17 protein-coding genes are annotated in these 24,842 nt (G+C 67.5%); 7 read left to right on the top strand and 10 right to left on the bottom strand.

Annotated features, from left to right (window positions below):
• Positions 1-74: 74 nt before the first annotated feature.
• From AC5P9F_RS02385 to AC5P9F_RS02400, 4 genes are all read right to left on the bottom strand, one after another.
• Complete coding sequence (locus AC5P9F_RS02385; protein WP_043034169.1) at positions 75-461, bottom strand: SseB family protein; 387 nt, start codon at positions 459-461, stop codon at positions 75-77.
• Positions 462-582: 121 nt separating this feature from the next.
• Complete coding sequence (locus AC5P9F_RS02390) at positions 583-2,298, bottom strand: alpha-amylase family glycosyl hydrolase (protein ID WP_044569633.1); 1,716 nt, start codon at positions 2,296-2,298, stop codon at positions 583-585.
• Positions 2,298-3,785 (bottom strand): MFS transporter, encoded by a 1,488-nt coding sequence (locus tag AC5P9F_RS02395; RefSeq protein WP_012479383.1) that lies wholly within the window; start codon positions 3,783-3,785, stop codon positions 2,298-2,300. Before AC5P9F_RS02395 ends, AC5P9F_RS02390 begins: the two co-directional genes overlap by 1 nt.
• Positions 3,782-5,974, bottom strand: coding sequence for a glucosidase family protein (locus AC5P9F_RS02400; RefSeq protein ID WP_100437971.1), 2,193 nt, complete (start codon positions 5,972-5,974; stop codon positions 3,782-3,784). The genes AC5P9F_RS02395 and AC5P9F_RS02400 overlap by 4 nt, the downstream gene beginning before the upstream one ends.
• Positions 5,975-6,211: 237 nt before the next feature.
• On the opposite strand from AC5P9F_RS02400, the gene AC5P9F_RS02405 reads away from it, so the two are divergent.
• Both AC5P9F_RS02405 and AC5P9F_RS02410 read left to right on the top strand, forming a co-directional pair.
• Positions 6,212-8,263, top strand: coding sequence for a glycoside hydrolase family 97 protein (locus AC5P9F_RS02405; protein ID WP_099524223.1), 2,052 nt, complete (start codon positions 6,212-6,214; stop codon positions 8,261-8,263).
• Positions 8,264-8,479: 216 nt separating this feature from the next.
• Positions 8,480-11,236, top strand: a complete 2,757-nt coding sequence (locus AC5P9F_RS02410; protein ID WP_162292021.1) for a TonB-dependent receptor — start codon at positions 8,480-8,482, stop codon at positions 11,234-11,236.
• Between the two features lie 177 nt (positions 11,237-11,413).
• Here the strand turns inward: AC5P9F_RS02410 and AC5P9F_RS02415 are convergent, their stop codons facing one another.
• The gene (locus AC5P9F_RS02415) at positions 11,414-13,027 is read right to left on the bottom strand and encodes an alpha-glucosidase (RefSeq protein ID WP_044569629.1); all 1,614 of its coding nucleotides are present in this window, start codon (positions 13,025-13,027) and stop codon (positions 11,414-11,416) included.
• Between the two features lie 214 nt (positions 13,028-13,241).
• Here AC5P9F_RS02415 and AC5P9F_RS02420 point away from each other — a divergent pair, with 214 nt between their 5' ends.
• Entirely contained in the window at positions 13,242-14,240 is a 999-nt protein-coding gene (locus AC5P9F_RS02420; protein ID WP_005408451.1) for a polyprenyl synthetase family protein, read from the top strand.
• Positions 14,241-14,428: 188 nt separating this feature from the next.
• Here the strand turns inward: AC5P9F_RS02420 and AC5P9F_RS02425 are convergent, their stop codons facing one another.
• Positions 14,429-15,220 (bottom strand): dienelactone hydrolase family protein, encoded by a 792-nt coding sequence (locus tag AC5P9F_RS02425; RefSeq protein WP_100437970.1) that lies wholly within the window; start codon positions 15,218-15,220, stop codon positions 14,429-14,431.
• A 132-nt stretch (positions 15,221-15,352) separates the two neighbouring features.
• Between AC5P9F_RS02425 and AC5P9F_RS02430 the strand changes: the two genes are divergently transcribed.
• Complete coding sequence (locus AC5P9F_RS02430) at positions 15,353-15,946, top strand: SMI1/KNR4 family protein (RefSeq protein ID WP_495231885.1); 594 nt, start codon at positions 15,353-15,355, stop codon at positions 15,944-15,946.
• A 94-nt stretch (positions 15,947-16,040) separates the two neighbouring features.
• On the opposite strand, the gene murD is transcribed toward AC5P9F_RS02430, so the two are convergent.
• The 3 genes from murD to AC5P9F_RS02445 form a co-directional block, all read right to left on the bottom strand.
• Positions 16,041-17,450 carry a UDP-N-acetylmuramoyl-L-alanine--D-glutamate ligase gene (gene murD / locus AC5P9F_RS02435; RefSeq protein WP_043034177.1) on the bottom strand — a complete coding sequence of 470 codons (1,410 nt, stop codon included), beginning with the start codon at positions 17,448-17,450 and terminating at the stop codon, positions 16,041-16,043.
• Positions 17,431-18,783: a UDP-N-acetyl-alpha-D-muramoyl-L-alanyl-L-glutamate epimerase gene (gene murL, locus AC5P9F_RS02440; protein WP_043034178.1), complete on the bottom strand. Its 1,353-nt coding sequence runs from the start codon at positions 18,781-18,783 to the stop codon at positions 17,431-17,433. Before murL ends, murD begins: the two co-directional genes overlap by 20 nt.
• A 76-nt stretch (positions 18,784-18,859) precedes the next feature.
• Positions 18,860-21,454, bottom strand: coding sequence for a bifunctional aspartate kinase/diaminopimelate decarboxylase (locus tag AC5P9F_RS02445; protein ID WP_005412537.1), 2,595 nt, complete (start codon positions 21,452-21,454; stop codon positions 18,860-18,862).
• A gap of 75 nt (positions 21,455-21,529) precedes the next feature.
• On the opposite strand from AC5P9F_RS02445, the gene AC5P9F_RS02450 reads away from it, so the two are divergent.
• Positions 21,530-22,402, top strand: a complete 873-nt coding sequence (locus AC5P9F_RS02450; protein WP_099480376.1) for a PhzF family phenazine biosynthesis protein — start codon at positions 21,530-21,532, stop codon at positions 22,400-22,402.
• Positions 22,403-22,477: 75 nt separating this feature from the next.
• Positions 22,478-23,356 carry a PhzF family phenazine biosynthesis protein gene (locus tag AC5P9F_RS02455; protein ID WP_005408444.1) on the top strand — a complete coding sequence of 293 codons (879 nt, stop codon included), beginning with the start codon at positions 22,478-22,480 and terminating at the stop codon, positions 23,354-23,356.
• Between the two features lie 158 nt (positions 23,357-23,514).
• Here AC5P9F_RS02455 and AC5P9F_RS02460 read toward each other — a convergent pair whose 3' ends face one another.
• A complete protein-coding gene (locus tag AC5P9F_RS02460; RefSeq protein ID WP_005408443.1) occupies positions 23,515-23,946 on the bottom strand; it encodes an OsmC family protein in 432 nt (143 codons plus the stop codon).
• Between the two features lie 372 nt (positions 23,947-24,318).
• Here AC5P9F_RS02460 and AC5P9F_RS02465 point away from each other — a divergent pair, with 372 nt between their 5' ends.
• A complete protein-coding gene (locus AC5P9F_RS02465) occupies positions 24,319-24,717 on the top strand; it encodes an HU family DNA-binding protein (RefSeq protein WP_005408442.1) in 399 nt (132 codons plus the stop codon).
• Positions 24,718-24,842: the final 125 nt, after the last annotated feature.

Consider the following 24,842-nt stretch of genomic DNA (forward strand, 5'->3'; position numbering starts at 1 on the left):
CATGCTCGACACATCAAGCCATGCGCGAAAGGCAGTCGAGTATGGCTCGGCGTTACAAATGGCGCGACGGCAACTCAGCCTTGGGCGAAGTCCTTCAGGATCTCGCCAACGCCGCTGGGCGAGATCTCAAAGCCCAGCGAAGTACCCGGGTTGATCACCACGCCGTAGCCACCCGGCACGCGGCGCAGCACGTCCAGCATCAGCCAGCGGATCTGGTGTTCGGCCTGCTGGCTGTAGACGCCCACCCGCGACGGATCGGTGAACACCGCCACATGCAGGGTGCCCTGCTTGTCGAACAGCAGCGGGTCGAAGCCGCTGCCGTCCGGGGTGACCAGGCTGCCGGTCAGCAGCACTACCTCGGAAGCGACGAAGGCTTCCATGAAGGTGCGGATCGGCACCGCCCCGTCCATCGCCGCCTTCAGCAGGGTTTCGATCGGGGTCTGCGGGGCGAGGTCGGTCATGGCGATACGGCGGGGCGTGAGGGGTGCCTATTGTGCCGGATGCGGCCAAACCCGGTAGTGCCGGCCACTGGCCGGCAGCTGCAGGTACCCGGAATCCGGGGCTGCCGGCCAGCGGCCGGCACTACCGCCCCAGACGCTGGTCCCGCGCCTTCTGGTCGGCCATCGCCTTGTCCAGCTCGGCCTGCAGCGCCGGCTGCTGCACGGCAGCGTCCAGCACATAGACCTTCACGCCGTGCGCGGGCACGTCGGCCTTCAGCGGACCGTTCACCTGCAACGAACCGCCGTCCAGCGCATCGCGCCAGCGGCCGGACTGGACGAAACGCGCCACGGTGAGGGTCCTGGCGTGGTCGCCCTTGTTCAGCAGCACCAGCGCGGTCTGCGCCACCTCGCCATGCTGCAGCACGCGCAAGAACACTGCCTCATCGCCCTGCAGGCGCTCGTTCACCTGCAGGCCGCGCTGCAGCGCCGGGGTGGCTTCGCGCAGCCTGGCGATACGCTGCAGCGGCGCGAAGATCGGGCTCTTCGGCGCCGCATCCACACGCGGCTGGCCGAAGTACGCACGATTGCCGGCATGCTCGGCACGGCCACGCATGAAGCCCGTCTCCGAACCGTAGTAGACCACCGGAATGCCGCGCGCGGTGAACAGCCAGTTGTGCGCATCGATGAAACCATCGTCGCTGGCCTGCAGGCGCGGCATGTCGTGGTTGTCGTAGAAGCTCATCAGCTCGTACGGGTTGGCGTACGGTCCGCCGCTCAGGTGCAGCGGCTCGGCCAGGGTTTCGAAGCCCTTGCCGGCGGTGCCGAAGGTCTGCTCCAGCGCGCCGCGCAATGGGAAATCGAGCACGCTCACGTTCGCGTTGGCGGGCCAGGTGTGCTCGGCGATGCGCGCGGCATCGTAGTCGAACGCTTCGCCGAACATGAACATGCCCGGATGCTCGGCGCGGATGCGCTTGACGAATTCATGCCACCACGGGTGCGGCAGCCAGCCGATGGTGTCGATGCGCAATGCGTCCACGCCCTGCGCGGTCCATTGCAGGTAGGCGCCGACCAGGTAGTCCATCACCGCCGGATTGTCCTGGTTGAAGTCCGACAGCTCGGCCAGGTTGCCGTCGAAGATCGAGCCGTCCTTGCTGTCGACCGGACCGATGTTGTTGTAGAACGCGTGCAACGGGTTGTGCTTCGGATCCAGTTTCTGCGGCGGCAGGTTCTGGTGGTCGGCGATCAGTTTTCCGTCCTTGTCGAAGATCTGCCCGAACTGCGGCTGCCGTGTCGGCATGGTCCAGGCCGGCGAACCGTGGTTGCCTACGATATCCAGCACCACCTTCAAGCCAGCACCGTGCAGGCCCTTGGTCAGCCCGGCGAAGTCCAGGCCCCTGCTCGGCAGGTGCTCGTCGAGCTTGTAGAAATTGATGCCCCAGTAGCCGTGGTAACCGGTCTTCCCACGATCAGTCAGCGTGCTGGTACAGCTGATCGGCTTGCTGCCGGTAAAGGCCTCGTCCGGGTTGTCGACGATGGGCGTGATCCACACCGCACCGAAGCCCAGGTTGCGGATGTACTGCGCATTGTCGAGCACGCCGCGAAAGTCGCCGCCGAGATAGCCGATGTTGCCGTCCACCTTGTCCGGGCATGGCACCGGGATATCGAAGGTGCGGTGCGCGCCACCCTGGTCACGATGGTCATTGGACGGGTCACCGTTGACAAAGCGGTCGGTGACCACGAAGTACACCGCATCGCTGGCGAACGGCTCGGTGGTGCCGACGTAGTCCGGGCGCGGCGCGGCCGCGGCCTGGCCGGCGAACAGGGCAAGGGAAACAGCAACAGCCAGGACACCACGCATCACACCACCTCCGGACGGGACGGAACCCGCAGCACGCACAGGCCGGCCAGGAACAGGCTGCAGCCGCCCAGCACCAGCACATGCATCGGCTGGCCACCCAGCCATGCGCGCAGGGCAAAGCCAAGCGCGCTGGCCGCCACCAGCTGCGGGATCACGATGAAGAAATTGAAGATGCCCATGTACACACCCATCTTCGACGCCGGCACGCTGTCGGACAGCAGTGCATACGGCAACGACAGGATCGAGGCCCAGGCAAAGCCCACACCCACCATCGACAGCAGCAGCCAGTGCGGGTCGCGGATGAACATCAGCGAGACCAGGCCGGCGCCGCCCAGCCACAGGTTGACCAGGTGGCTCCAGCGCAGGCCGATCGCACGCACCATCGGCGGAATCAGCACCGCCGCCAGCGCAGCGAAGCCGTTGTAGGCGCCAAACAGCACGCCCACCCAGTTGGCACCTTCGTTGTAGGCGGCCGACTGTGGATCGGTCGAACCGAAGTGGGTACCGGCCACCGCAGCGGTGGTGTAGATCCACATGGCGAACAGCGCGAACCACGAGAAGAACTGCACCCACGCCAGGCGGCGCATGGTGACCGGCATCGCGCGCAGGTCGCCGACGATGGCGGCCAGCATATGCGTGGCCGGCAGCGCGCGCGCCGCCGCCAGCAGCAGGCCGTAGCCGGCGCACAGGCCGGCCAGCACGTACAGCATCCTGTCGCCTTGCCGCCAGGTGATCAGCAGCGCCAGCAACACACCCAACCCAAGCCACAGGGTCACCCGCGTCCATGAAGCCGGGCCGTTGATCGCGGCCGCCGCGTGATGTTCCGGTGGCTCGGCATCATCGAACCCGGCCAGCTCCGCTGGTGAATATTCGCGGGTGCTGACCACCGTCCAAGTGATCGCCGCGAGCAGCACCACCGCGCCGAAGTAGAACGCATAGCGCACAGTGTCGGGCACTTCCCCGGCGGCCGCGGTGTTGGCAACGCCGAAGTGGGCCAGGATGAATGGCAGGAAGCTGGCGACGATGGCGCCCACGCCGATGAAGAAGCTCTGCATCGCGTAGCCGGCCGGACGCTGGCGTGGCGCCAGCTGGTCGCCGACAAAGGCACGGAACGGCTCCATCGATACGTTGATCGAAGCATCCAGCACCCACAGCGTGCCGGCCGCGATCCACAGCGTCGGCGAGTTCGGCATCACCAGCAGCGCCAGCGTGGTCAACACCGCACCGATCATGAAGTACGGACGACGACGACCCCAGCGGGTCCAGGTGCGGTCGGACAGGTAACCGATCACCGGTTGCACCAGCAGGCCGGTCAGCGGCGCGGCAATCCACAGCCCGGGTACCGCGTCGATGTCCGCACCCAGCGTCTCGAAGATGCGGCTGGCGTTGGCGTTCTGCAGGGCGAACCCGAACTGGATGCCGAGGAAGCCGAAACACATGTTCCAGATCTGCCAGAACGACAGCTGCGGTTTGGCGGGACGATTCATCGTGCACCCTCTTCCATCGCCACCGGCGCCACCGTCAGCGCCTGCACCTGGGCATGGTTGAGCACGCCCTCGCGGCCGCCCTTGCCACCGGTGTAGTGCGCGAAATGTTCAAGCGCGCTCATGTTGAAGCCCTCTTCAAGCGCGACCGTACATTGCCCCTTTGGCACCGTGAATGTTGCCGAGGTCGAGTCCTGCACGGCCACGCTGTGCGGCAGCGTGACCGTATGCCGCTGCAACGGCTGGCCCGGGCACTGCAGCACCAGCTGCTTGACCGCAGCCGTGACGCCGGTGTTGATCGGCCCGTTCGGGTTTCGATATTGCAGGCGCAGGCGAACCTGCCCGGCCTTGGCCGAGGTGAACTGCCAGCGCTGCGCACCCTTCAGCACCTGCTGCGGACCGACGCAGACCATTGGGCTGTGCAGCGATTCCAACGCGCCTTCGCGTCGGGTCAGGCTGAGGCAATGCTGCAGCCCATCGTCGCTGATCTGCACCTGGCCATTGCTGGCGACGACGGCCCTGCCGTCCTTCCACAGAACCTGCCCGGCTTGCACCGGAACGTTCCAACCCGTGCCCCTGCGCAGGGCCTGCGGTGCCGCCGGTGTTGCGGGCGCACGCGCGTTGGCATCCGCAGTCGTGGCAGCGAAGCCTGTTGCTGCCGGGGCAGTCACCAGCTGCACCGTGGTGGTCGTGCCGCGCGTGGTGGTCCTGCCCGCCACCAGCAAGCCATCGCCCACGCTCTGCGGACGCTCCACCACATAGCGCTTGCCAGTGACTTCCAGGCTGATGCTGCGCTGCGTGCCGAACAGTTCCGGCACCAGCGCGGCCGGCAGCTTGGGCTGCACGCGGCCATCGTCCTGCACGCCGAACACGCCTTCGACCACCATCGACAGATACCCGGCCACCGACCACAGCTGGCGTTCGGAGTTGACCACCGGGCCGCTCAGCGCGCCTTCCTCGACATGCACGGCCTGGCTGACCAGCTCGTAGTTCTCCATGTTGGAACCGGCCAGCGCGGCGCCCCGCATCAGCGAACGGATCTCGGCGGCGATGCGCGGCGCATCGTCCAGCTGCCGCGCCGCACGCAGCGAGTAGGCGCTGACAAACGGCCAGATCGCGCGGTTGTGGTAGATCGGCTGCTGCGCTTCCTGCGGCCAGACCACGGGGCTGCCGGCTGGCCCCATCGGGTAAGCAGCCAGTGCACGGCGCGCGCGCTCGGGCGGCAGCACCCCGGCGAGGATGCCCAGCGACAGGCCCAGCAGATCGACCTTGGCGTACGGCACCGGGTGCGCGGCTTCGCCGATGTAGCTCATGTACTGGCCGATATCCTCGCGCCAGAAGCGCGCATCGATCTGCTGCGCCAACGCATCGGCCCACGCCTTGTAGTTGGCCCCGCGGGCGTCGCCGTGCTGGCCGGCCAGGCGTTCGGCCAGGCGCAATGCCTGGTAGTGCAGCACGTTGGTGGACAGTGCGTAGGAATCACCGATGAAGCGCACGTCCTCGCGGGTCCAGTCCGGATAGGTCTGCTCGCGCCAGTCCAGGAAGGAGGTCTCGCCACGGTACAGGCCCACCTGCGCGTCGAACACCATCGCGCGGTCCTGCGCCAGCGTGCCCTTCAGCGCCTGCCAGACCTGGTCGGCAAACGCGCGATCCTCCAGCAGATGACGGGCCGCCAGGAACCACACCACGCGATCGCTGCTGATCGGCCAGCTGCCACCGGAACCGGTGTCCTGCGCCACGAACAGGCCGGGCGTGTGCCCGTCGCGCGCCGCCGACAGCTTGAACTGCAGCGACTGCCTCGTGCGTTGCGGGTCCAGCCGCGCCAGCGCCAGATCGGCGGCGAAGCTGACATCGCGGGTCCACACATAGGGCCAGCGCGCGCCGGTCTGGAAACACTCGCACGGCACCGGCCGGCCTTCGTCGAACGCGGGATCGCGAATCGCGTCCACGCGGTCCTGGTCCATCTCCTGCTGGGCCAGCGCGAACAACGCGTCGAACATCACGCTACCGGTCTGGCTGCGCATCGGCATCGGCGCGATACGCACCTCACCTTTCGGCGCATGCAGCACGAAGCTGCCGTTGGCAGCGGCTTCGGCGCGCGCATGGCGGCCGTCGAATTGCAGGTCGGCCGCCTGCGCGGTCGATCCCAGCGCTGCCCCCAGGGCAGCGGTCAGGCAAATGATCTTCAGCATCGAAGCGGCGGACCGGCTTGCGCCCGTCGGCCTCCCTCCCTCTCTGCACGCGTTGTAGGTCCGCACCGTCGTTGCCGGCGGGCGGGCGCGGCCCCTCCCTCAAGGTGCCTTGGCCCCATGGTAGACGCGGGGCTGTCGGCTGCGTCCAGCTGCATACGTATTCATGGCGCCACGCGGTAGCACGCCTGCCGCACTGGCTTATGGTCCGGGTCTGCCAACGGCGCCTTGGGAGGGGAACTGCCGATGTCACCCACTGCTGTACGCGCGGCAATCGCGCACCTGCTCGGTCTGGCCCTGCTGGCCTGGGCCACGCTGGCACAGGCCACGCCACAGGTGGCCAGCGTCGAGTCACCGGGCAAGATACTCAAGGTCAGTCTCGTGCTGGACGGCGGCACCGCCCGCTATCGCGTCGAGCGTTTCGACGAGCCCGTGGTGGAGGATTCGAAGCTCGGCTTTACCCTGCGCGACGGTCGCCTGGACCGCGATTTCGCCCTGCTTGGCCAGCAGCGGCGCAGCGTCGATGACCGCTGGGAGCAGCCGTGGGGCGAGCGCCGGCTCACCCGCAACCACTTCAACGAGCTGACCGTACAGCTGGCCGAAACCACCGGCAGCAAGCGGCGGCTGGACGTGGTGTTCCGCGTCTACGACGATGGCGTTGGCTTCCGCTATGTGTTCCCCGAGCAGCCGAACCTGCACGAAGCGATCATCGATGACGAGCTGACCGAGTTCGCCATCGCGCAGGATTCCACCGCCTGGTGGATTCCCGCCGGCGAACCGATCCACTACGAATACCTGTACCAGCGCACGCCGCTGCGCGAGGTGCCGCTGGTGCATACGCCGATGACCCTGCGCGGCCGCGATGGCCTGCATGTGGCCATTCACGAGGCCGCGCTGGTGGACTACGCCGGCATGTGGCTGCGGCGAACCGAGGGACAACGCCTGCGCGCGCAGCTGTCACCCTCGGCCGAAGGCTGGAAGGTGCGCCGTGCCCTGCCCTTCGCCACGCCCTGGCGCACGCTGCAGATTGCCGACCGCGCCGGCGGCCTGGTCGAATCGGACCTGATCCTCAACCTCAACGAGCCCAATGCGCTGGGCGACGTGAGCTGGGTGAAGCCGGCCAAGTACGTGGGCGTGTGGTGGTCGATGCACCTGGACAACGAGAGCTGGGCCACCGGGCCGAAGCACGCGGCCACCACCGCCAAGACGAAGAAGGTGATCGATTTTGCCGCCGCGCATGGCTTCCGCGGCGTGCTGGTGGAGGGCTGGAACCCGGGCTGGGACGGCATGTGGGTGGGCAACGGCTACGACTTCGATTTCACCCGGGCCACGCCCGATTTCGACATTGAAGCGCTGTCGGCATATGGCCTGAAAAAGGGTGTGCACCTGATCGGCCACCATGAAACCGGCTGCGCCATCGAGCACTACGAGGATCAGCTGGGCGCCGCGCTGGACCTGTACGCACGGCTGGGCGTGGACCAGTTCAAGACCGGCTACGTCTGCGACGATGGCCAGGTCGACCGCCGCAATCCCACGGGGGGCCCGCTGTGGCGCGAGTGGCACGACGGGCAGTTCATGGCCCGCCATCACCTGAAGGTGGTGCAGGAGGCTGCGCGCCGGCACCTGTCGGTGAACCCGCATGAGCCGATCAAGGACACCGGCCTGCGCCGCACCTACCCCAACTGGATCTCGCGCGAAGGCGCGCGCGGCATGGAGTACAACGCCTGGGGCCAGCCGCCGAACCCGCCGGAGCACGAGGCCAACCTGGTGTTCACCCGCATGCTGGCCGGGCCGATGGATTACACCCCCGGCATCCTCAGCCTGAAGGGCCGCCACGGCCAGGCCATCCCCAGCACGTTGGCCCGCCAGCTGGCGCTGTACGTGGTGCTGTACAGCCCGATCCAGATGGCCGCGGACCTGCCCGAACACTACCTGCAGCACCGCGAGGCGTTCCGTTTCATCGAGGACGTGGCGGTGGACTGGGAGCAGAGCCGCGTGCTCGATGGCGAGGTGGGCGACTACGTGACGATCGTGCGCCGCGACCGCAACAGCCGCGACTGGTTCCTCGGCAGCATCACGGATGAACACGGACGCGTGCTGCCGGTATCGCTGGGCTTCCTGGAGCCGGGCGTGCGCTATCGCGCCGAGATCTACCGTGATGGTGAAGGCGCTGATTTCCGCAGCAACCCGTTCGCGTTCGCACGCGAAACCCGCGAGGTGACCAGTGCCGATGCACTGACGCTGGTGCTGGCACCGGGCGGTGGGCAGGCCATTCGCTTCACGCCGCTGTGAATGCCCCGGTAGTGCCGGCCGCTGGCCGGCACCACCGCAAGCAGGATCTGAAAGCGATTACACCCCTGCAGACGCCATTGAATACGTATGCAGGGTGATTCCCGCGAAGAATGCGCTGCCTACCATAGCGGCGACGACAGCGGCCACCGCGTCGCACGTTCACGGCACCGCCGGAACGCTCACAAATCGATCTGCAACATTGCCTGGGAGGGGAAAATGTTGAACCACAAGCACAGTGCGCTGAGTCTCGCGCTGGCCGTTGTGCTGGCGCCGACGCTGGCGTCGGCACAGTCCACGCAGAGCACCACCACGCCGGCCGCCACCGCCGCCACCAACCTGGATACGGTGCAGGTCACCGGCATCCGCCGCGGCATCGAGAACGCGATCGCGGTCAAGCAGGACGCCACCTCGGTGGTCGAGGCGATTTCCGCCGAAGACATCGGCAAGCTGCCCGACGTCAGCATCGCCGAATCCATCTCGCGCCTGCCCGGCCTGGCCGCCCAGCGCGTGGCCGGCCGTGCGCAGGTGATCAGCGTGCGCGGCCTGTCGCCGGACTTCGCCACCACCCTGCTCAATGGCCGTGAAGTGGTCAGCACCGGCGACAACCGCGGTGTCGAGTTCGACCAGTACCCGTCCGAGCTGGTCAACGGCGTGACCGTCTACAAGACCCCGGACGCGGCGCTGGTCGGCCAGGGCCTGTCGGGCACCATCGACATGCAGACTGCACGCCCGCTCAGCTTTGGCGAGCGCGTGATCGCGGTCAGCGGCCGCTACCAGAAGAGTTCGCTGGGCCGCGCCGCCAACGTCGATCCGTACGGCAACCGCTTCAGCGCCAGCTACATCGACCAGTTCCTGGACAAGACCCTGGGCATTGCCATCGGCTACGCGCACAGCGACATGCCGATCCAGGAGAACCAGGTCGGCCTGTACGAACCGTGGACCACCGAACACACCGACAAGGGCGAGCGCCCGGGCGTGGGCGCCGGCACCTACTTCTCCGATGGCATCAAGGCGCTGCGCCGCACCGGCAACAACAAGCGCGACGGCGTGATGGCCACGATCCAGTTCCGGCCGAACAACAGCTGGACCAGCACCTTCGATGCGTTCCACACCGAAGCCGAGCAGATCGACACCGCCAACCAGTTCGAGCTGAACCTCAGCAACTACAACGGCAACTACACCCCGGGCCTGCTGGTCAGCAACCCGCAGATCAACGCCAACGGCTCGTTCACCGGCGGCACCGCCAGCGGCGTGTATCCGCTGGTGCGCGGCATGTACAACAAGCGCAAGGACAAGATCGATGCGTTCGGCTGGAACAACGAGTTCAACTTCGGCGGCGTCAAGCTGGTCGCCGACCTGAACTACTCCAAGGCCACGCGCGCTGAGCTGAACCTGGAAAACAACCTGCAGCTGACCCCGATGCCGCAGCTGGACACGGTCGGCGTGTCGATCCGTCAGAACGGCTTCTCGCAGATCAGCCCGGGCCTGAACTACTCCAATCCCGACGCGCTGTTCCTGACCAACACCATCTACGGTTCCGGCTACGGCAAGGTGCCGCAGGTGGAAGACCGCCTGAAGGGCGGCAAGCTGGCCGCGACGATTGCGCTGCCCGAGGCCATTGCCTCGTGGGCGCCAGACCTCGACATCGGCGTGAACTATGCCGACCGCCGCAAGGTGAAGACCCAGTCCGAAGGCAACATCCTGCTCGGTGCACAGGGTGATGCCAACATCGCCTCGGACCTGCAGTACCGCCCGGTCGACCTGAGCTTCGCCGGCCTCGGCACCATCCCGGCCTGGAACGTGCCGGCCGCGGTCGGTCGCTACATGACCTTCAACCCGGTCGACAACCTGGACTACCTGATTCCCAAGTCGTGGACGGTGCAGGAAAAGATCACCACCGCGTGGGCGCGCCTGAACATCAACACCGACATCGGCGTGGTCGGCGTGCGCGGCAACATCGGCGTGCAGATGCAGCACACCGACCAGAGCTCGGATTCGCGCTACTGGGACAGCTCGCAGCCGGCCGGCAGCAACATCCAGCCGTACTCCGCAGGCCGCAAGTACAACGACTGGCTGCCGAGCTTGAACCTGGCCTTCATGTTCCCGCACCAGCAGACGCTGCGCTTTGCCGCCGCCAAGCAGGTCGCACGCCCGCGCGTGGACCAGATGCGTGCCGGCCTCGAATTCGGCGTGGACACCGGCACCGGCCGCCCCGGCGGCAGTGGCGGCAATCCGCTGCTGGACCCATGGCGTGCCACCGCGCTGGATCTGTCCTATGAGAAGTACTTCGGCGAGAAGGCTTACGTGGCCGCCGCGATCTTCTACAAGGACCTGAAGAGCTACGTCTACACCCAGTCGGTGGACAACTACGACTTCACCGCGCTGCTGGGCAGCTACGTACCGCCGCCGGGCATGACCGCACCGGTGCTGACCACCGGCACCTTCTCCGCACCGCAGAACGGCAAGGGCGGCACGCTGAAGGGCCTGGAGCTGACCGCATCGTTCCCGCTGGACATGCTGACCGACAGCCTGCGTGGCTTCGGCGTGCAGGCCAGCGCGACCTTCAACAAGAGCGACATCACCATCCTGGATCCGGAAAGCGCGTCCAGCGTGGGCAGTGACCCGATCAGCCTGCCGGGTCTGTCCAAGCGCGTGTACAACTTCACCGCCTATTACGAGCGCAGCGGCTTTGAGGCACGCGTGAGCCAGCGCCGACGTTCGGACTTCATCGGTGAGATCGGCAATTTCAACGGCAATCGCAGCCTGCGCTACGTGGTGGGCGAAAACGTGACCGATGCGCAGGTCAGCTACACCTTCAGCGACAGCAGCGCCCTGCGGGGGCTGACCCTGCTGCTGCAGGGCAGCAACCTGACCAACGAGCCGTACCGCACCTACGCCGGCAGCAAGGACCGCCCGCTGGAGTACATCGAATGGGGCCGCACCTACATGCTGGGCGTGAACTACAAGTTCTGACCACGACCGGGTAGTGCCGGCCGCTGGCCGGCAACACAAGGGGAGCAGGACCGGAAACCCGCTGCGCAGGCAGCGGGTTTTCTTTTGCGTGGATGCCCTTCACCGCAATCCCACCCACAAAAAAGGGACGGGGCGCTTCGGCCCCGTCCCCGCAAGTACCGCCACCGGAGAAAACGGTCAGCTGCGTCGGGCGCAATACACCGCGCGCGGCGGCAGCTGGAGTTCATTGCCCTGCACCGTGCCCGCATCCGGGCCCGGCACCGCCACCTGCTGCCAGTTGCCCGGCGGCAGCGGATGGCTCACCGCTTCGGCCGACAGGTTGAAGGCCAGCAGGAGGGTTTCATCTGCAAGCATACGCTCGAACAGCAGCACTGGCTCGGCGCTTTCAATGAACCGGATGCTGCCATGCAGGAGCGCCGGCTGGCTACGCCGCCAGGCCAGGAAGGCGCGGAACGCCGCCAGGACCGAGTGCGGGTCGCGCTCCTGCACGGCCACCGCCGCCGCCCGGTGCTCGGCCGGGATCGGCAGCCAGGGCGTGCCGGAGGTAAAGCCAGCCAGCGGAGCGTCGGTCCACGGCAGCGGGGTGCGGCAACCGTCGCGGCCCTTGAAATTCGGCCAGAAGGTGATGCCATACGGGTCCTGCAGCGCCTCAAACGGCACCTCGGCCTCGGCCAGGCCCAGCTCCTCGCCCTGGTACAGGCACACCGAGCCGCGCAGCGAGCACAGCATCGCCACCAGCATCCGCGCCAGGCGCGGATCGGCCGGATAGCCGCCCCAGCGGCTGACCGCGCGTTCCACATCGTGATTCGAAACCGCCCAGCACGGCCAGCCTTCGGTCATCGCCGCTTCCAGCCGGGAGACTGTGTCGCGGATGTAGGCCACGCTGTAGTCGTCCACCAGCAGCTCGAAGCTGTAGCCCATGTGCAGGCGCCCGTCCTGGGTGTACTCGGCGGTGGTGGCCAGCGAGTCTTCCGACGAGATCTCGCCCAGGCTCACCGCGCCCGGATACTCATCCAGCAGCGCGCGCAGCTGCTCCAGGAATGGCAGGTTCTCCGGTTGGGTGTTGTTGTAGAAGTGGTACTGGTAGGCGTACGGGTTGTCCGGACTGAAGCCGCGGCCCACGCGCTTGTCCGCCGGCTTGGGCGGGTTATCGCGCAGCTGCGCGTCGTGGAAGCAGAAGTTGATCGCATCCAGGCGGAAGCCGTCCACGCCGCGGTCCAGCCAGAACCGCACATTGTCCAGGGTGGCCTGCTGCACGTCCGGGTTGTGGAAGTTCAGGTCCGGCTGGTCGACCAGGAAGTTGTGCAGGTAGTACTGCTCACGGCGCGGTTCCCACTGCCAGGCGCCGCCGCCGAACAGCGACAGCCAGTTGTTGGGCGGGGTGCCGTCCTCGCGCGGGTCGGCCCAGACGTACCAGTCGGCCTTCGGATTACTGCGGTCCTGGCGGCTCTCGCGGAACCAGGCGTGCTCGATCGAGGTATGGCTCAACACCTGGTCGATCATCACCTTCAGGCCCAGGTCGTGCGCCTTGGCCAGTAGACGGTCGAAGTCGTCCAGGCTGCCGAACAGCGGGTCGACGTCGCGATAGTCGGCGATGTCGTAGCCGAAGTCGGCCATCGGCGACTTGAAGAACGGCGAGATCCAGATCGCGTCCACGCCCAGCGCGGCAATATGGTCCAGGCGCTGGATGATGCCCGGCAGGTCGCCCACGCCATCGCCGTTGGCATCGAGGTAGCTGCGCGGGTAGATCTGGTAGATGACGGCTCCGCGCCACCATGGATAGTGCGACATCGACAGCCCCCCTCCGGGCATGCGGGACCCGCCAGAAGCGGGCCGAAATCCTGTTCCGGCAAGCTTAGCGGCGGCCTCGCGGGCATGGCGCAACCTGCATACGTATTCACGCAGGCGGCAGCGTTTGCGGGGCCGGGAACGCCGGCCAGCCCGGTTTGCGCCCGAATTCACGGCCAGCGCCTATAATCGGTGGTGAGCCTGAAAGCCTGATCGCATGACCATCACCGAAGACACCCGTCCCGCCCTGGGCCTGCCCCAGATCCAGTCGCTTGCCGCGGCCGACATGGCCGCCGTCGACGCCCTGATCCGGCGCCGGCTGTCTTCGGACGTCGTGCTGATCAACCAGATTGCCGACCACATCATTTCCGCCGGCGGCAAGCGCCTGCGCCCGATGCTGGTGATGCTGGCCGGCCACGCGGTCGGCCAGGCCGGTCCGGAGCACCACCAGCTGGCGGCGATCATCGAGTTCATCCATACCTCCACCCTGCTGCACGATGACGTGGTGGACGAATCCAGCCTGCGCCGTGGCCGCAGCACCGCCAACGCGCTGTGGGGCAACGCGCCCAGCGTGCTGGTCGGCGACTTCCTGTACTCGCGCAGCTTCCAGCTGATGGTCGAGCTGGAGCGCATGCCGGTGATGCAGATCCTGGCCGACGCCACCAACCGCATCGCCGAGGGTGAAGTGCTGCAGCTGCTGCACGTGCACAACCCGGATACCGACGAAGCCGCCTACCTGCGTGTGATCGAGCGCAAGACCGCGGTTCTGTTCGCCGCCGGCACCCGCCTGGGTGCGCTGGCCAGCGGCGTGGACGAAGCCACCCAGCAGGCCCTGTTCGACTACGGCATGCATCTGGGCTACGCGTTCCAGATCGCCGACGACGTGCTGGACTACTCGGCCAATGCCGAGGAACTGGGCAAGAACCTGGGCGACGACCTCGCCGAGGGCAAGGCCACGCTGCCGCTGATCCACGCGATGGCCCACTCCGACGACGCCACCCGCGAGCGCCTGCGCACCATCGTGCAGGACGGCGACGCTTCGGCGATGCCGGAAGTGCTGGCCGCGATCCGTGCTACCGGCGGCCTGGAGTACAGCCGCGCGCGTGCCGAGGAATATGCCGAAGCCGCCGAGCGCGCGCTCGATGGCCTGGGCGACAACGATGCCGTGGCGGCCCTGCGTGGCCTGGCGCGTTACGCGGTGCAGCGTTCGCATTGATGGGTTGAGGTATGCCGACCAACGGTCGGCACCCACCCACCGGCATTCCGGTGGGTGCCGACCGTTGGTCGGCACGGAAACGCTCGCATTGACCGCATCCGGTAGCGCCGGCCGCTGGCCGGCATTCCCGATGACATCCGCAGCATCATGAGGTTGCCGGCCAGCGGCCGGCACTACCGCTGCGCGGATCAACGTTTCTCGAAGCGCTCCTCGAAGAACTCATCCAGCGCCTTCCACGCGCGCTTGGCCGCCCGCTCGTTGTACTGGCACCCCGGCGGGCTGTTGGCATCGCGCTCGGCGAAGCAGTGCACCGCCCCGCTGTAGTTGGTGAACTCCCAGTCGACCTTGGCCGCGTTCATTTCCCTCTGGAAACCGGCGATATCCTCGGCGGTCACGCTCCTGTCGTCGGCACCGTTGAGCACCAGCACCGACGGGTGACTGCCACCGGCCTGCGCCGGCAGCGGTGAACCCAGCCCGCCGTGCAGGCTGACCACACCGGCCAACGGCGCACCTGCACGGGCCAGCTCCAGCACCGTGGTGCCGCCAAAGCAGAAGCCCACCGCACCGATCCGGCTGGCATCGAGCGGCACCTTGCCGGCCTGCGCCTTGAGCACGTTCACCGCTTCCAGCGCACGTGCCCGCAGCAACGGCCGGTCGTTGCGCAGCTTGGTCGCCACCGGCCCGGCCTCGGCATCGGTCTTCGGCCGCACGCCCTTGCCGTACACATCGGCCACCAGCACCACGTAATCATCGCCCGCCAGCTGCTTGGCCTTCTCGATGGCCGACTCGTTCACACCCTTCCAGTTCGGCACCATCACCAGGCCCGGGCGCTTGTCGTTGTCGCCGTCGTCATAGACCAGCACGCCACTGAAGGTCGTGCCCTGGTGTTTCCACTCCACCGGCTGCGTCTTCATCGCCGCCCACGCCGGCATCGCCGCCAGCCCCAGCATCACCGCCACACCGCATCGCCAACGATTCATGCGCCTGCTCCGCAAGAAAAAGGGGACGGAGGGGATTAAGCCGTATTCGCCCCTCCCGCGTCGCATTCTGCATTGGCGACGTGACGCAGGTGTGGTTGGATACGACTTAATCCCCTCCGTCCCCTTTTTCGCATGAACCTTGTTGACCGCTTTCTGTCTGGCCTGATCCCACGCCTGCCTGCCGACGATGCCCCGCAATGGGCTCACGTCCAGGGCGCCAGCGCACAAGACCTGCAGCGCCTGCGCATGCAATGGCCGCAGGTGCCTGACAGCCTGGTGGAACTGTTGTCCCGCGTCGATGGCACCCATTTGCGCGAGTACCCCGGCGGCGGGGTCTGCGTGCTGATGCTCGGCTCGGACGTGGAAGACGGGGGCTACCCGTACTACCTGCGTTCGGTCGCGCAGATCTTCGAGGACCAGCAGCAATGGGACGACAGCATCCGTTCGATCTACGAAGAGTGGCTGGATGACGAGCCGGAGATTCTGGGTGAAGGCATCGACGCGGATCTGCCGATGAACCGCCGCCTGTGCTTCTCGCACTGCATGAACAACGGCGGCACGTCGATGCTTTACCTGGATTTCAACCCCGCACCGGGCGGCACGGTCGGCCAGGTGGTGCGCTACCTGCACGACCCGGACAGCTATGCGGTGATCGCCCCCAGCTTCGATGCGTATCTGCAGCAATTGATCGACGGCGGCTACGCGTTCATCGACGAGGAGCAGTAGATCCACGCCATGCGTGGATGAATTTCTCCGGAGGGTTGCCGGCCAGAATCCCGTTGGGGTCAGAGCCCTTTCCTGCGGAAAGGGATCCGACCCCTCAGGCGATGCCCAACCCCGGAATCGCGCTGATGCTGTCCGGGTCGAATCCGGCCAGCTCGGCGAAATGACGGCCACGCGCCACGTAATCGCGGTACGCACCAAAGCTCGGCGCACCCGGGGACAGCAGCACCACCCCGCCCTGCGCACCCAGCGCGGCGCGTGCCAACGCCATCGCTTCGGGCAGGTCACCGGCCGCATGCAGACCGAAGCGACCGGCATCGGCCAGCGGCTGCAGCATGGCGTGGATGCGCGGGCCGTTGCTGCCCATGGTCACGATCTCCACCGGCGGCACGTCGTGCGCCATGTGCTGCATGAAATCGGTCCAGTCCAGGCCACGGTCGTGCCCGCCCACCAGCAGCGCAATGCGCTGGCCGGCGAAGCACTCCAGCGCAGCCAGGCTGGCATGCGGCGTGGTGCTGATCGAATCGTTGACGTAGGTCAGGCCATCGGCCACGCCGATGCGCTGCAGGCGGTTGGGCAGCGGACGGAAGTCCTGCACCGCCGGCGCCAGCGCCACGGCATCCAGCCCCAGCGCTTCCAGCGCGGCCAGCACCGCGCACAGGTTGCCGCGGTTGTGGCGGCCCGGCAGCGGCGTGTTGCGGGTATCGAACACCGGCTGTTCGCCGCGATGCACGATGTCACCGCGCATGTGCCAGCCCTGCGGCTGGTTGAACCAGACCACCTCGCTGTCGGGCAGCGACAGCGCGGCCAGGTGCGGATCGGCGGCATTGAGCACGGCGATGCGCGGTGCGGCTTCAGTCACCAGCCGCAGCTTGTCTTCGATGTAACGCTGTTCGCTGCCGTGCCAGTCCAGATGCTCCGGGAACAGGTTCAGCACCACCGCCACCTGCGGGCGGGCGCCACTGCGTGCCACTTCGCCGGTCTGGTAGCTGGACAGTTCCACCGCCCAGTACTCGGGCGCGGGCTGCGGATCCAGCACTTCCAGCAGCGGCAGGCCGATGTTGCCCACCAGGCCGGTGCGATGGCCGGCGGCACGCAGCAGGTGCGCAACCAGCGCGGTGGTGGTGCTCTTGCCCTTGGTACCGGTCACGCACACGGTGTCGTGCACGATGCCATCGTCGGCCGCGTGTTCGGCGAACCACAGCGCGGTGCCACCAATGAAGCGGGTGCCCTGCCCTTCCGCCGCCAACGCGATTGGCTGGTAAGGGCTGATGCCGGGAGACTTGATCACCACGTCAAACGCGGCCAGCGCTTCAGCAGAAGGCTCGCCACGCACGTCCAGCACGCCCTGCGTTTCCGCACGCGCGGCCTCGACTTCAGCCGCCGGGCAGAACAGGCTCAGCGGCAGCGTGGGCAGGCGCTCACGCAGCACCGCAAACGCGGCGCGGCCCTCACGGCCCCAGCCCCACAGCGCAACGCGCTTTCCTTCAAGCTTCGAAATCTTCACGCACCCGTTCCCACAGCGCAGCCGGAACGCGGTGCTCGCCCTGCAGCTGCAGCAGCGGTGCCAGTTCCAGTTCGGCGGCATCCAGCTGCGGCTGGATCTCGTTGCAGAAGCGCTTCACCAGCACGTCTTCCTTCCACTCCGGGCGTTGCGCCAGGGTCGCCATCGCCGCACGCGATTCGCGGCCTTCGCCCACGCACTCGAACGGCTTGTGGTCCTGGAATTCCAGCAGCGCATCGAAGCCACCGGCCTGCTCGGCATCGTCCAGCAGGTTGCGGCCGAAGATACGCACCAGGCGCGTCTTGGGCATGAACGGGGCCAGCGCCAGGAACACGAAGTGGCACTTCGGGCAGACGCCGCACCAGCGGTTCACCGGGCGCTCGCCGAGGATGTGGAAGTTGCGGTTGCAGCTGGAGAAATGCGCGTCGTAGAAGTCACTCTTGGCGAACTGGCGGGCCACCGCCAGCTCGGACATCGGGCGCAGCAGCGAGTAGTACTGCAGGTCCGCCGCCACGTACTTCTGCACATGGCTGCCGAACGCCTGCTCGCAGGCCCAGCCCTTGGACCACTGATGATTCACTTCGCCGGTGCCCGGAATCTGGCTGCCGTAGCTGGCCGAGCGCTCGTTGGAGAACACCACCTGGTCCACGCCGTGCAGCAACGCGGCCAGCACCATGATCGCCGAGTTCACCACCGTCACCGGGATATGGCCGTTCCATGCGCCCTGGCGATTCAACTCGAACAGTTCAGGTGCCAGCGTGCGGCCCAGGTTCAATGTCGGCAGGCCGGTGCGCTCGGCGCACGCACGGATCAGCTGCGAGCCACCGATCCAGGTCACGGTTTCGTCCACGCCGGCACGGCGCAGCGCTTCGATGCTGACCAGCGAATCCTTGCCGCCGCCGATGGCCACCAGCGCGTGCGGCTGCAGGCCCAGCGACGGCGCCTGCACGGCCTCGCCCTGCACCGGCAACCGGAAGCGGCCGCGCAGGTTCAGGCCATTGCGGTAGGCGAATTCGCCCAGGCCGTTGAGGTAAATGGTCTCCACCAGTGCGGCGGTATCGGCATCGATGCTGTAGCTGTCGATGCTGACCGTCTCCGGCACGCCCGCCTTGTAGTAGCTGACACCGGCGATCAGGTGCAGCAGCTGCAGCGCACGCTGCACGGCGGCGGCACGCGCCTCGTCCAGCACGAACGGGGCGCCCGGCACGGTGATGGTCTCCACCATCTCCGGGCCGTCATCAAAGGCATAGACCAGCCTGGCCACGCCGGTCTCCGCGGCGAATTCGCAGCGGACGAAGCGGAAGCGGGAAACCTGGTGTTTGTCGAAAGCAGTCATGGTGTATCCGGTCAGGCACGGGCCCGCGCGATGGCGCGCGGCGTGTCGGTGGGCGGGTGCAGGGCGCGCGCGGCGATCATTCGATCACGTCTTCGCGCGGCAGCATCCGCTGGTTGTAGGTGTTGGCCATCGAATAGCCGTAGGCGCCGGCATCGGCGATCAGCATCACGTCGTCCGGCGCGGTCGACACCGGCAGCTTGCGGCGCTTGCCGAACACGTCGCTGGACTCGCAGATCGGGCCGACCACATCGAACGCCGCCTCGGCATACCCACCCTGGCGGCTGAGGTTCTCGATGTCGTGCCAGGCGTCGTACAGGGCCGGGCGCATCAATGCATTCATGCCGGCATCCAGGCCGACGCGGCGCACGCCGTCCTTTTCCACCACCTGGGTGGCGTGGGTCAGCAGCACGCCGGATTCGGCCACCAGGTAGCGGCCCGGCTCGATCGCCAGGCGGAACGCCGGATGCAGCGCCTTGACCTCAGCCAGGCCCTCGGCCCAGGCATCCAGATCGAACGGCTCGTCCTCGGCGGAATACGGAATCGGCAGGCCGCCGCCGATGTCGATGGTCTGCACGCTGCCGATGCGGCGGGCGAAACCGGCCAGCTCATCGCACATCAGGCGCCAGTGCTGCGCGGTCTCCACGCCGCTGCCCAGGTGCGCGTGCAGGCCGACCACGCGGCTGCCCAGATCAGTGGCTGCGCGCACGAACTCATCGACACGGGCGATCGGCAGGCCGAACTTGGACTCCTTGCCACCGGTACGGACCTTGGCGTGGTGGCCCTCGCCACGGCCCAGGTCGACGCGCAGCCACAGCTCGCGGTTGCGGAACAGGTCCGGCCAGCGCTGCAGTGCCTCGACGTTGTCGACCGTCACGGTCACGCCCAGCGCGAATGCGGCTTCGTACTCGCTGCGCGGGCAGAAGCTGGGAGTGAACAGCACGCGCTTGGGCGACAGTTCCGGCAGGTGCTGGAACACGTGCTTCAGTTCGCCATGCGACACGCACTCCAGGCCGAAGCCTTCGGCTTCCAGCAGCTGCAGGATGGCCGGGTGGCTGTTGGCCTTGATCGCGTAGTAGCGCTGGTCGATCGGCTTGATCGCGGCCAGCGCGCGGGCGCGGGCGCGCACGGTCGGCAGATGGTAGACGTAGCGCGGCGTACCGGCATCGGCCAGCTGCAGCAGGTGCGCACGCTGGCCGCGCCACCACGGCGTGCCACGCGGGCGCACGGTGCCGGCGATCTCGCGCCAGCGCGGGCCGAACACTTCGGTCTCTTCCACCGGCATCGCGCCGCTGTCGATCAGCTCGGCGTGCAGCACCGGCAGCAGGCCATCGGCATCGGCCTCGTCGATGACGAAGGTCAGGTTCAGGTCATTGGACGACTGCGAGATCATGTGCACGCGCTCGCGGCCGAAGGTCGCCCACACGTCCGACAGCTTGTGCAGCAGCGAACGCATGCCACGGCCAACCAGAGTGATCGCCGCACACGGCACGATCACCTTCACCTTGCAGATCTGCGACAGGTCGGCCGACAGCGCGGCCAGCACATCGGTATTGACCAGGTTCTCGGACGGATCCAGCGACACGGTGACGTTGGTTTCGGCCGAACCGATCAGGTCCACCGACAGGCCGTGCTTCTTGAACAGGTTGAACACATCGGCCAGGAAACCGACCTGCTGCCACATGCCGATGCCTTCCATCGACACCAGCACGATGCCGTTGCGGCGGCTGATCGCCTTCACCCCTGGTACCGGCGCGGCGCTGCCATCGATGCTGGTGCCGGGCAGTTCCGGGCGCTCGGTATCGAGGATGGCCATCGGCACGCCGGCATCGCGGCACGGCTTGATCGAGCGCGGGTGCAGCACCTTGGCGCCGGTGGTGGCGATTTCCTGCGCCTCGTAATAGTCCAGGCGGGTCAGCAAGCGCGCGTCCGGCACATCCTTCGGATTGGCGCTGAACATGCCCGGCACATCGGTCCAGATCTCCACCCGGCTGGCACCCAGCAACGCGCCGAAGTACGCCGCCGAGGTATCCGAGCCGCCGCGGCCGAGGATGGCGGTACCGCCATCGGCGTGCCGCGAGATGAAGCCCTGGGTGATCAGCAGGCGGGTCGGCTGCGCGCGGAAGCGCTGCACCCATTCCGCGTCGGCGCGCCACTGGCAGTTCACCGACAGGCGCTGCGACCAGTCGCTCTGGTTCGGCTGCGGCGGCATCGCGTCCAGCCACTGGCGGGCATCCATCCAGCCCATGTCCAGGCCCGACGCGTGCAGGTAGGCCGCACCCAGGGTGGAGGACAGCAGCTCGCCCTGGCCCAGCACTTCGGCCTGCCAGTCGAGCGGACGGGTGGCTGCACGCGCATCGTCGAGCAGGCCCTGCAGCGCGGCGAGGCGATCGGCCAGCACCTCGCGGCCCAGGCCGAGTTCAACCAGGAAGGCCTCGTGGCGTTCGACCAGCGCCGCCACGCGGTCCCGGCTGTCGGGCGCGCCATCGGCGATCGCGGTCAGTTCGTTGGTGACCCCGGACAGCGCCGACACCACCACCAGCACGCGCGAGCCGGTCTCTTCCGCGCGTTTTTTCGCCAGCTTCCCGATCGTGTCCCAGCGGTGACGACGCGACACCGAGGTGCCGCCGAACTTCAGTACGATCCAACGATCGACAAGGGGGGAAGCTGACATGGATTGGCTATGTAGAATGTGGGGAAGCCGCCCTCGGGGGCGGAACCTTTGATTCTAAGCGCAATATCCCCGTAGATGGCCGTCCTCCGTTACCTGCAGCTCGATGTCTTCGCCCCCCGCCCCGGCACCGGCAACCCGCTGGGCGTCATCCTGGACGCCGACGGGCTCTCCAGCAGCCAGATGCAGGCCCTGGCCGCCTGGCTGAACCTGTCCGAGACGGTGTTCTTCCTGCGCCCCAGCACGCCGGGCGCCGACTACCACATCCGCATCTTCACCCCGACCCGCGAGCTGGCCTTCGCCGGCCACCCCAGCGTCGGCGCCGCCTGGGCGGCGGTGACCTGCGGCCTGGCGCAACCGCACGACGGTGCCCTGCTGCAGCAATGTGCGGCGGGGTTGCTGCCGGTACGGGTCAGCGGCCCGGCCGAGGCACTGCAGATCCAGCTGGCCAGCCCACCGGCGCGGCGACTGGACACAGCGGCCGACGGAGCGCCCGAAGCGCTGCTGGCGCTGGCCGACAGCGGGCACGTGCCCGAACTGTGGGACAACGGCGCACGCTGGTGGCTGTTGCCGCTGCGCGACGCCGCCGCCGTACGCAACCTTGTGCCGGACATGGCCACGCTGGCCGACTGGAGCCTCGCCACCGACGCGACCGGTGTGGCCGTGTTCGCCGACGAGGCCGGCGACGACCACACCCGGGTGGTGCGCGCCTTCTGCCCCGCTGATGCAGCCGCCGTGCCCGAGGATCCAGTGACCGGCAGCGCCAATGCGCTGATCGGTGCCTGGCTGCGCCAGCGCAATGCCCTGCCCGGCCGCGAGGGCCGCTACGTCGCCAGCCAGGGCCGCGAAGTCGGCCGCGATGGTCGCGTACAGGTCGAGGTTGATGCGCAGGGCACGGTGTGGATCGGCGGCCAGGTGCAGTGCGTGATCGACGGCAGCATCCATTGGTAGCGCCGGGCCGCGCACGGTCGCCGGGCATGGCCCGGCGCTACCGTATCCCCTCTCGTTTTACGGAGTTTGCCCCCTATGACCACCCGCCGTTTCCTGCAGCTGGACGTGTTCTCCCCGCGCGCCGGCGCTGGCAATCCGCTGGCCGTGGTACTCGATGCCGAGGGCCTGGACGACGCCAGCATGCAGGCCATCGCGCGCTGGACGCGCCTGCCCGAGACCACCTTCGTGTTCCCGCCGCAGGTGCCGGGCGCCAGCTATCGATTGCGCATGTTCAGCCCGCAGAAGGAAGTACCGTTCGCGGGCCATCCCAGCGTCGGTACCGCGCACGCGGTGCTGCAGGCGGGCCTGGCCGCAGCGGTCGACGGCGTGCTGGTGCAGGACGGCATTGCCGGCGCGCTGCCGCTGCGCGTCAGCGGTGAGGGTACGCAGCAGCGCATCGCCATCCGCACCCCGCGCGCGCAGCTGGCCGAAACCGCTGAGGCCACCGATCCGCGCCTGCAGGCCGCGCTGAAGGACTGGCCGCTGGGCACACTGCCGCCGGCACGCATGCAGGGCGGCCGCAGCTGGTGGGTGGTGCAGGTGGCCGACGAGGCCGCATTGCGCGCGCTGCAGCCAGACTGGGATGCAGTGGCCGCACTGGCTGAATCCACCGACAGCATGGGCGTGTTCGCCTATGCCTTCAGCGATGGCAGCGAGGGTTTCGACCTGGCCGTACGTGCCTTCGTCGGCAATGGACGCCGCTTCGAGGACGCCGCCTCGGGTGCGGCCAATGCGGTGCTGGCCGCGTGGCTGGACCTGCGTGACGCGCTGCCGCGTGGACGGACGCCGTTTGAAGTCAGCCAGGGCCGCGAAGTCGGCCATGACGCGCGCCTGACCCTGCTGGTCGACCAGGACGGCGAGGTCTGGTCTGGCGGGCAGGTGCAGACGGTGATCAGCGGCACCATCGATTGGTAAACACCATCGAAGTGGAGCCGAAGGCAGCGGCAGGAGCCGCTGCCAACGTCGGACGCGACGGCCCGGAGGGTGGCGGCCAGGAAGGCCGCCATAACGCTGGCCGGCTGTTACCTGGACCTCGAGATCATGCGGTTGCCGGCCAGCGGCCGGCACTACCCTCAGCCCAGCTCGGCTTCCAGGCTGATCGGCACCGCGCTCAGCGCCTTGGACACCGGGCAGTTCTGCTTGGCGTCATCGGCAATCGCACGGAACTGCGTCGCGTCGATACCCGGCACCACTGCCTTCACCTTCAGCCGGATCTGCGACAGCTGCGGGCCGCCCTCCAATGACAGATCGACCTTGGCTTCGGTATCCAGCGAGGTCGGGGTAAAGCCGGCTTCGCCGAGCTTGGCCGACAGCGCCATGGTGAAGCAACCGGCGTGCGCAGCAGCGATGAGCTCTTCCGGATTGGTGCCCTTTTCGTCGCCGAAACGGCTGTTGAAGCCGTAGCGTGTCTTGTCCAGCAGCCCGCTCTGCGGCGTGCTCAGCTGCCCCTTGCCCGACTTCAGATCGCCTTCCCAGTGCGCGGTGGCGTGTCGCGAGATTCCCATGTGCTGCTCCTGCGTGACGGTGATGAACGGTCACCCTCGCACGGGAGGCGTTAGCCCTGCGTCGCTCCGCCGCACGCCGCAGGTCGCCTTCCGAACCCGGCGCGTGGACACTTTCTCACCAGCCGGAAACGCATTTTTCTCTTGTTTTCAGTGGTTTCGCGCATTCCGCCGATGGGCGGGCGTGGGCCGTAGCGCGCGTTGCCACACCCCCGTCCCCCACGGCGCGCCATGTACTGAATCGGCCTGGATATGAAAAAACATGCACTTTCCGCGCTTCGGGCTATTGGCGGCGCCCAAGAGTTGCCCTACATTGCGCTTGCCGACGGGGTTCGGCGCCGACCAAACAACCAACCGTTCACGGAACAGGAAACCATGGCAAAGACCGCTAAGAAGGCTGCCCCGAAGAAGGCAGTGAAGAAAGTCGCGACGAAGGCAGCCGCCAAGCCGGCCGCTCCGAAGCCGATCAAGGAAGTGCTGACCAAGTCCGGCCTGGTTGCACACATCGCTGAAGCCTCCGGCGTCGTCGCCAAGGACGTCCGCGCTGTGCTGGCCTCGCTGGAAAGCGCCGTTGCCTCCTCGGTGCACAAGAAGGGCGCTGGCTCCTTCACCCTGCCGGGCCTGCTGAAGATCACCACCGTCAATGTGCCGGCCAAGCCGAAGCGCAAGGGCATCAACCCGTTCACCAAGGAAGAGCAGTGGTTCGCTGCCAAGCCGGCCACCACCAAGCTGAAGGTGCGTCCGCTGAAGAAGCTGAAGGACGCCGCGCTGTAAGCGCGCGCCCCGACGCGGATTCCGACGGGACGGTTCTGGCCGTCCCGTTTTCTTTTGCACGTTCCCGGCAGCAGGTCCACGCCACGCGTGGATGCGCCGCCCCGGGGCATCCGCAACACAGCGTT

It is taken from the genome of Stenotrophomonas sp. YJH_SMC_4 (assembly GCF_059371575.1).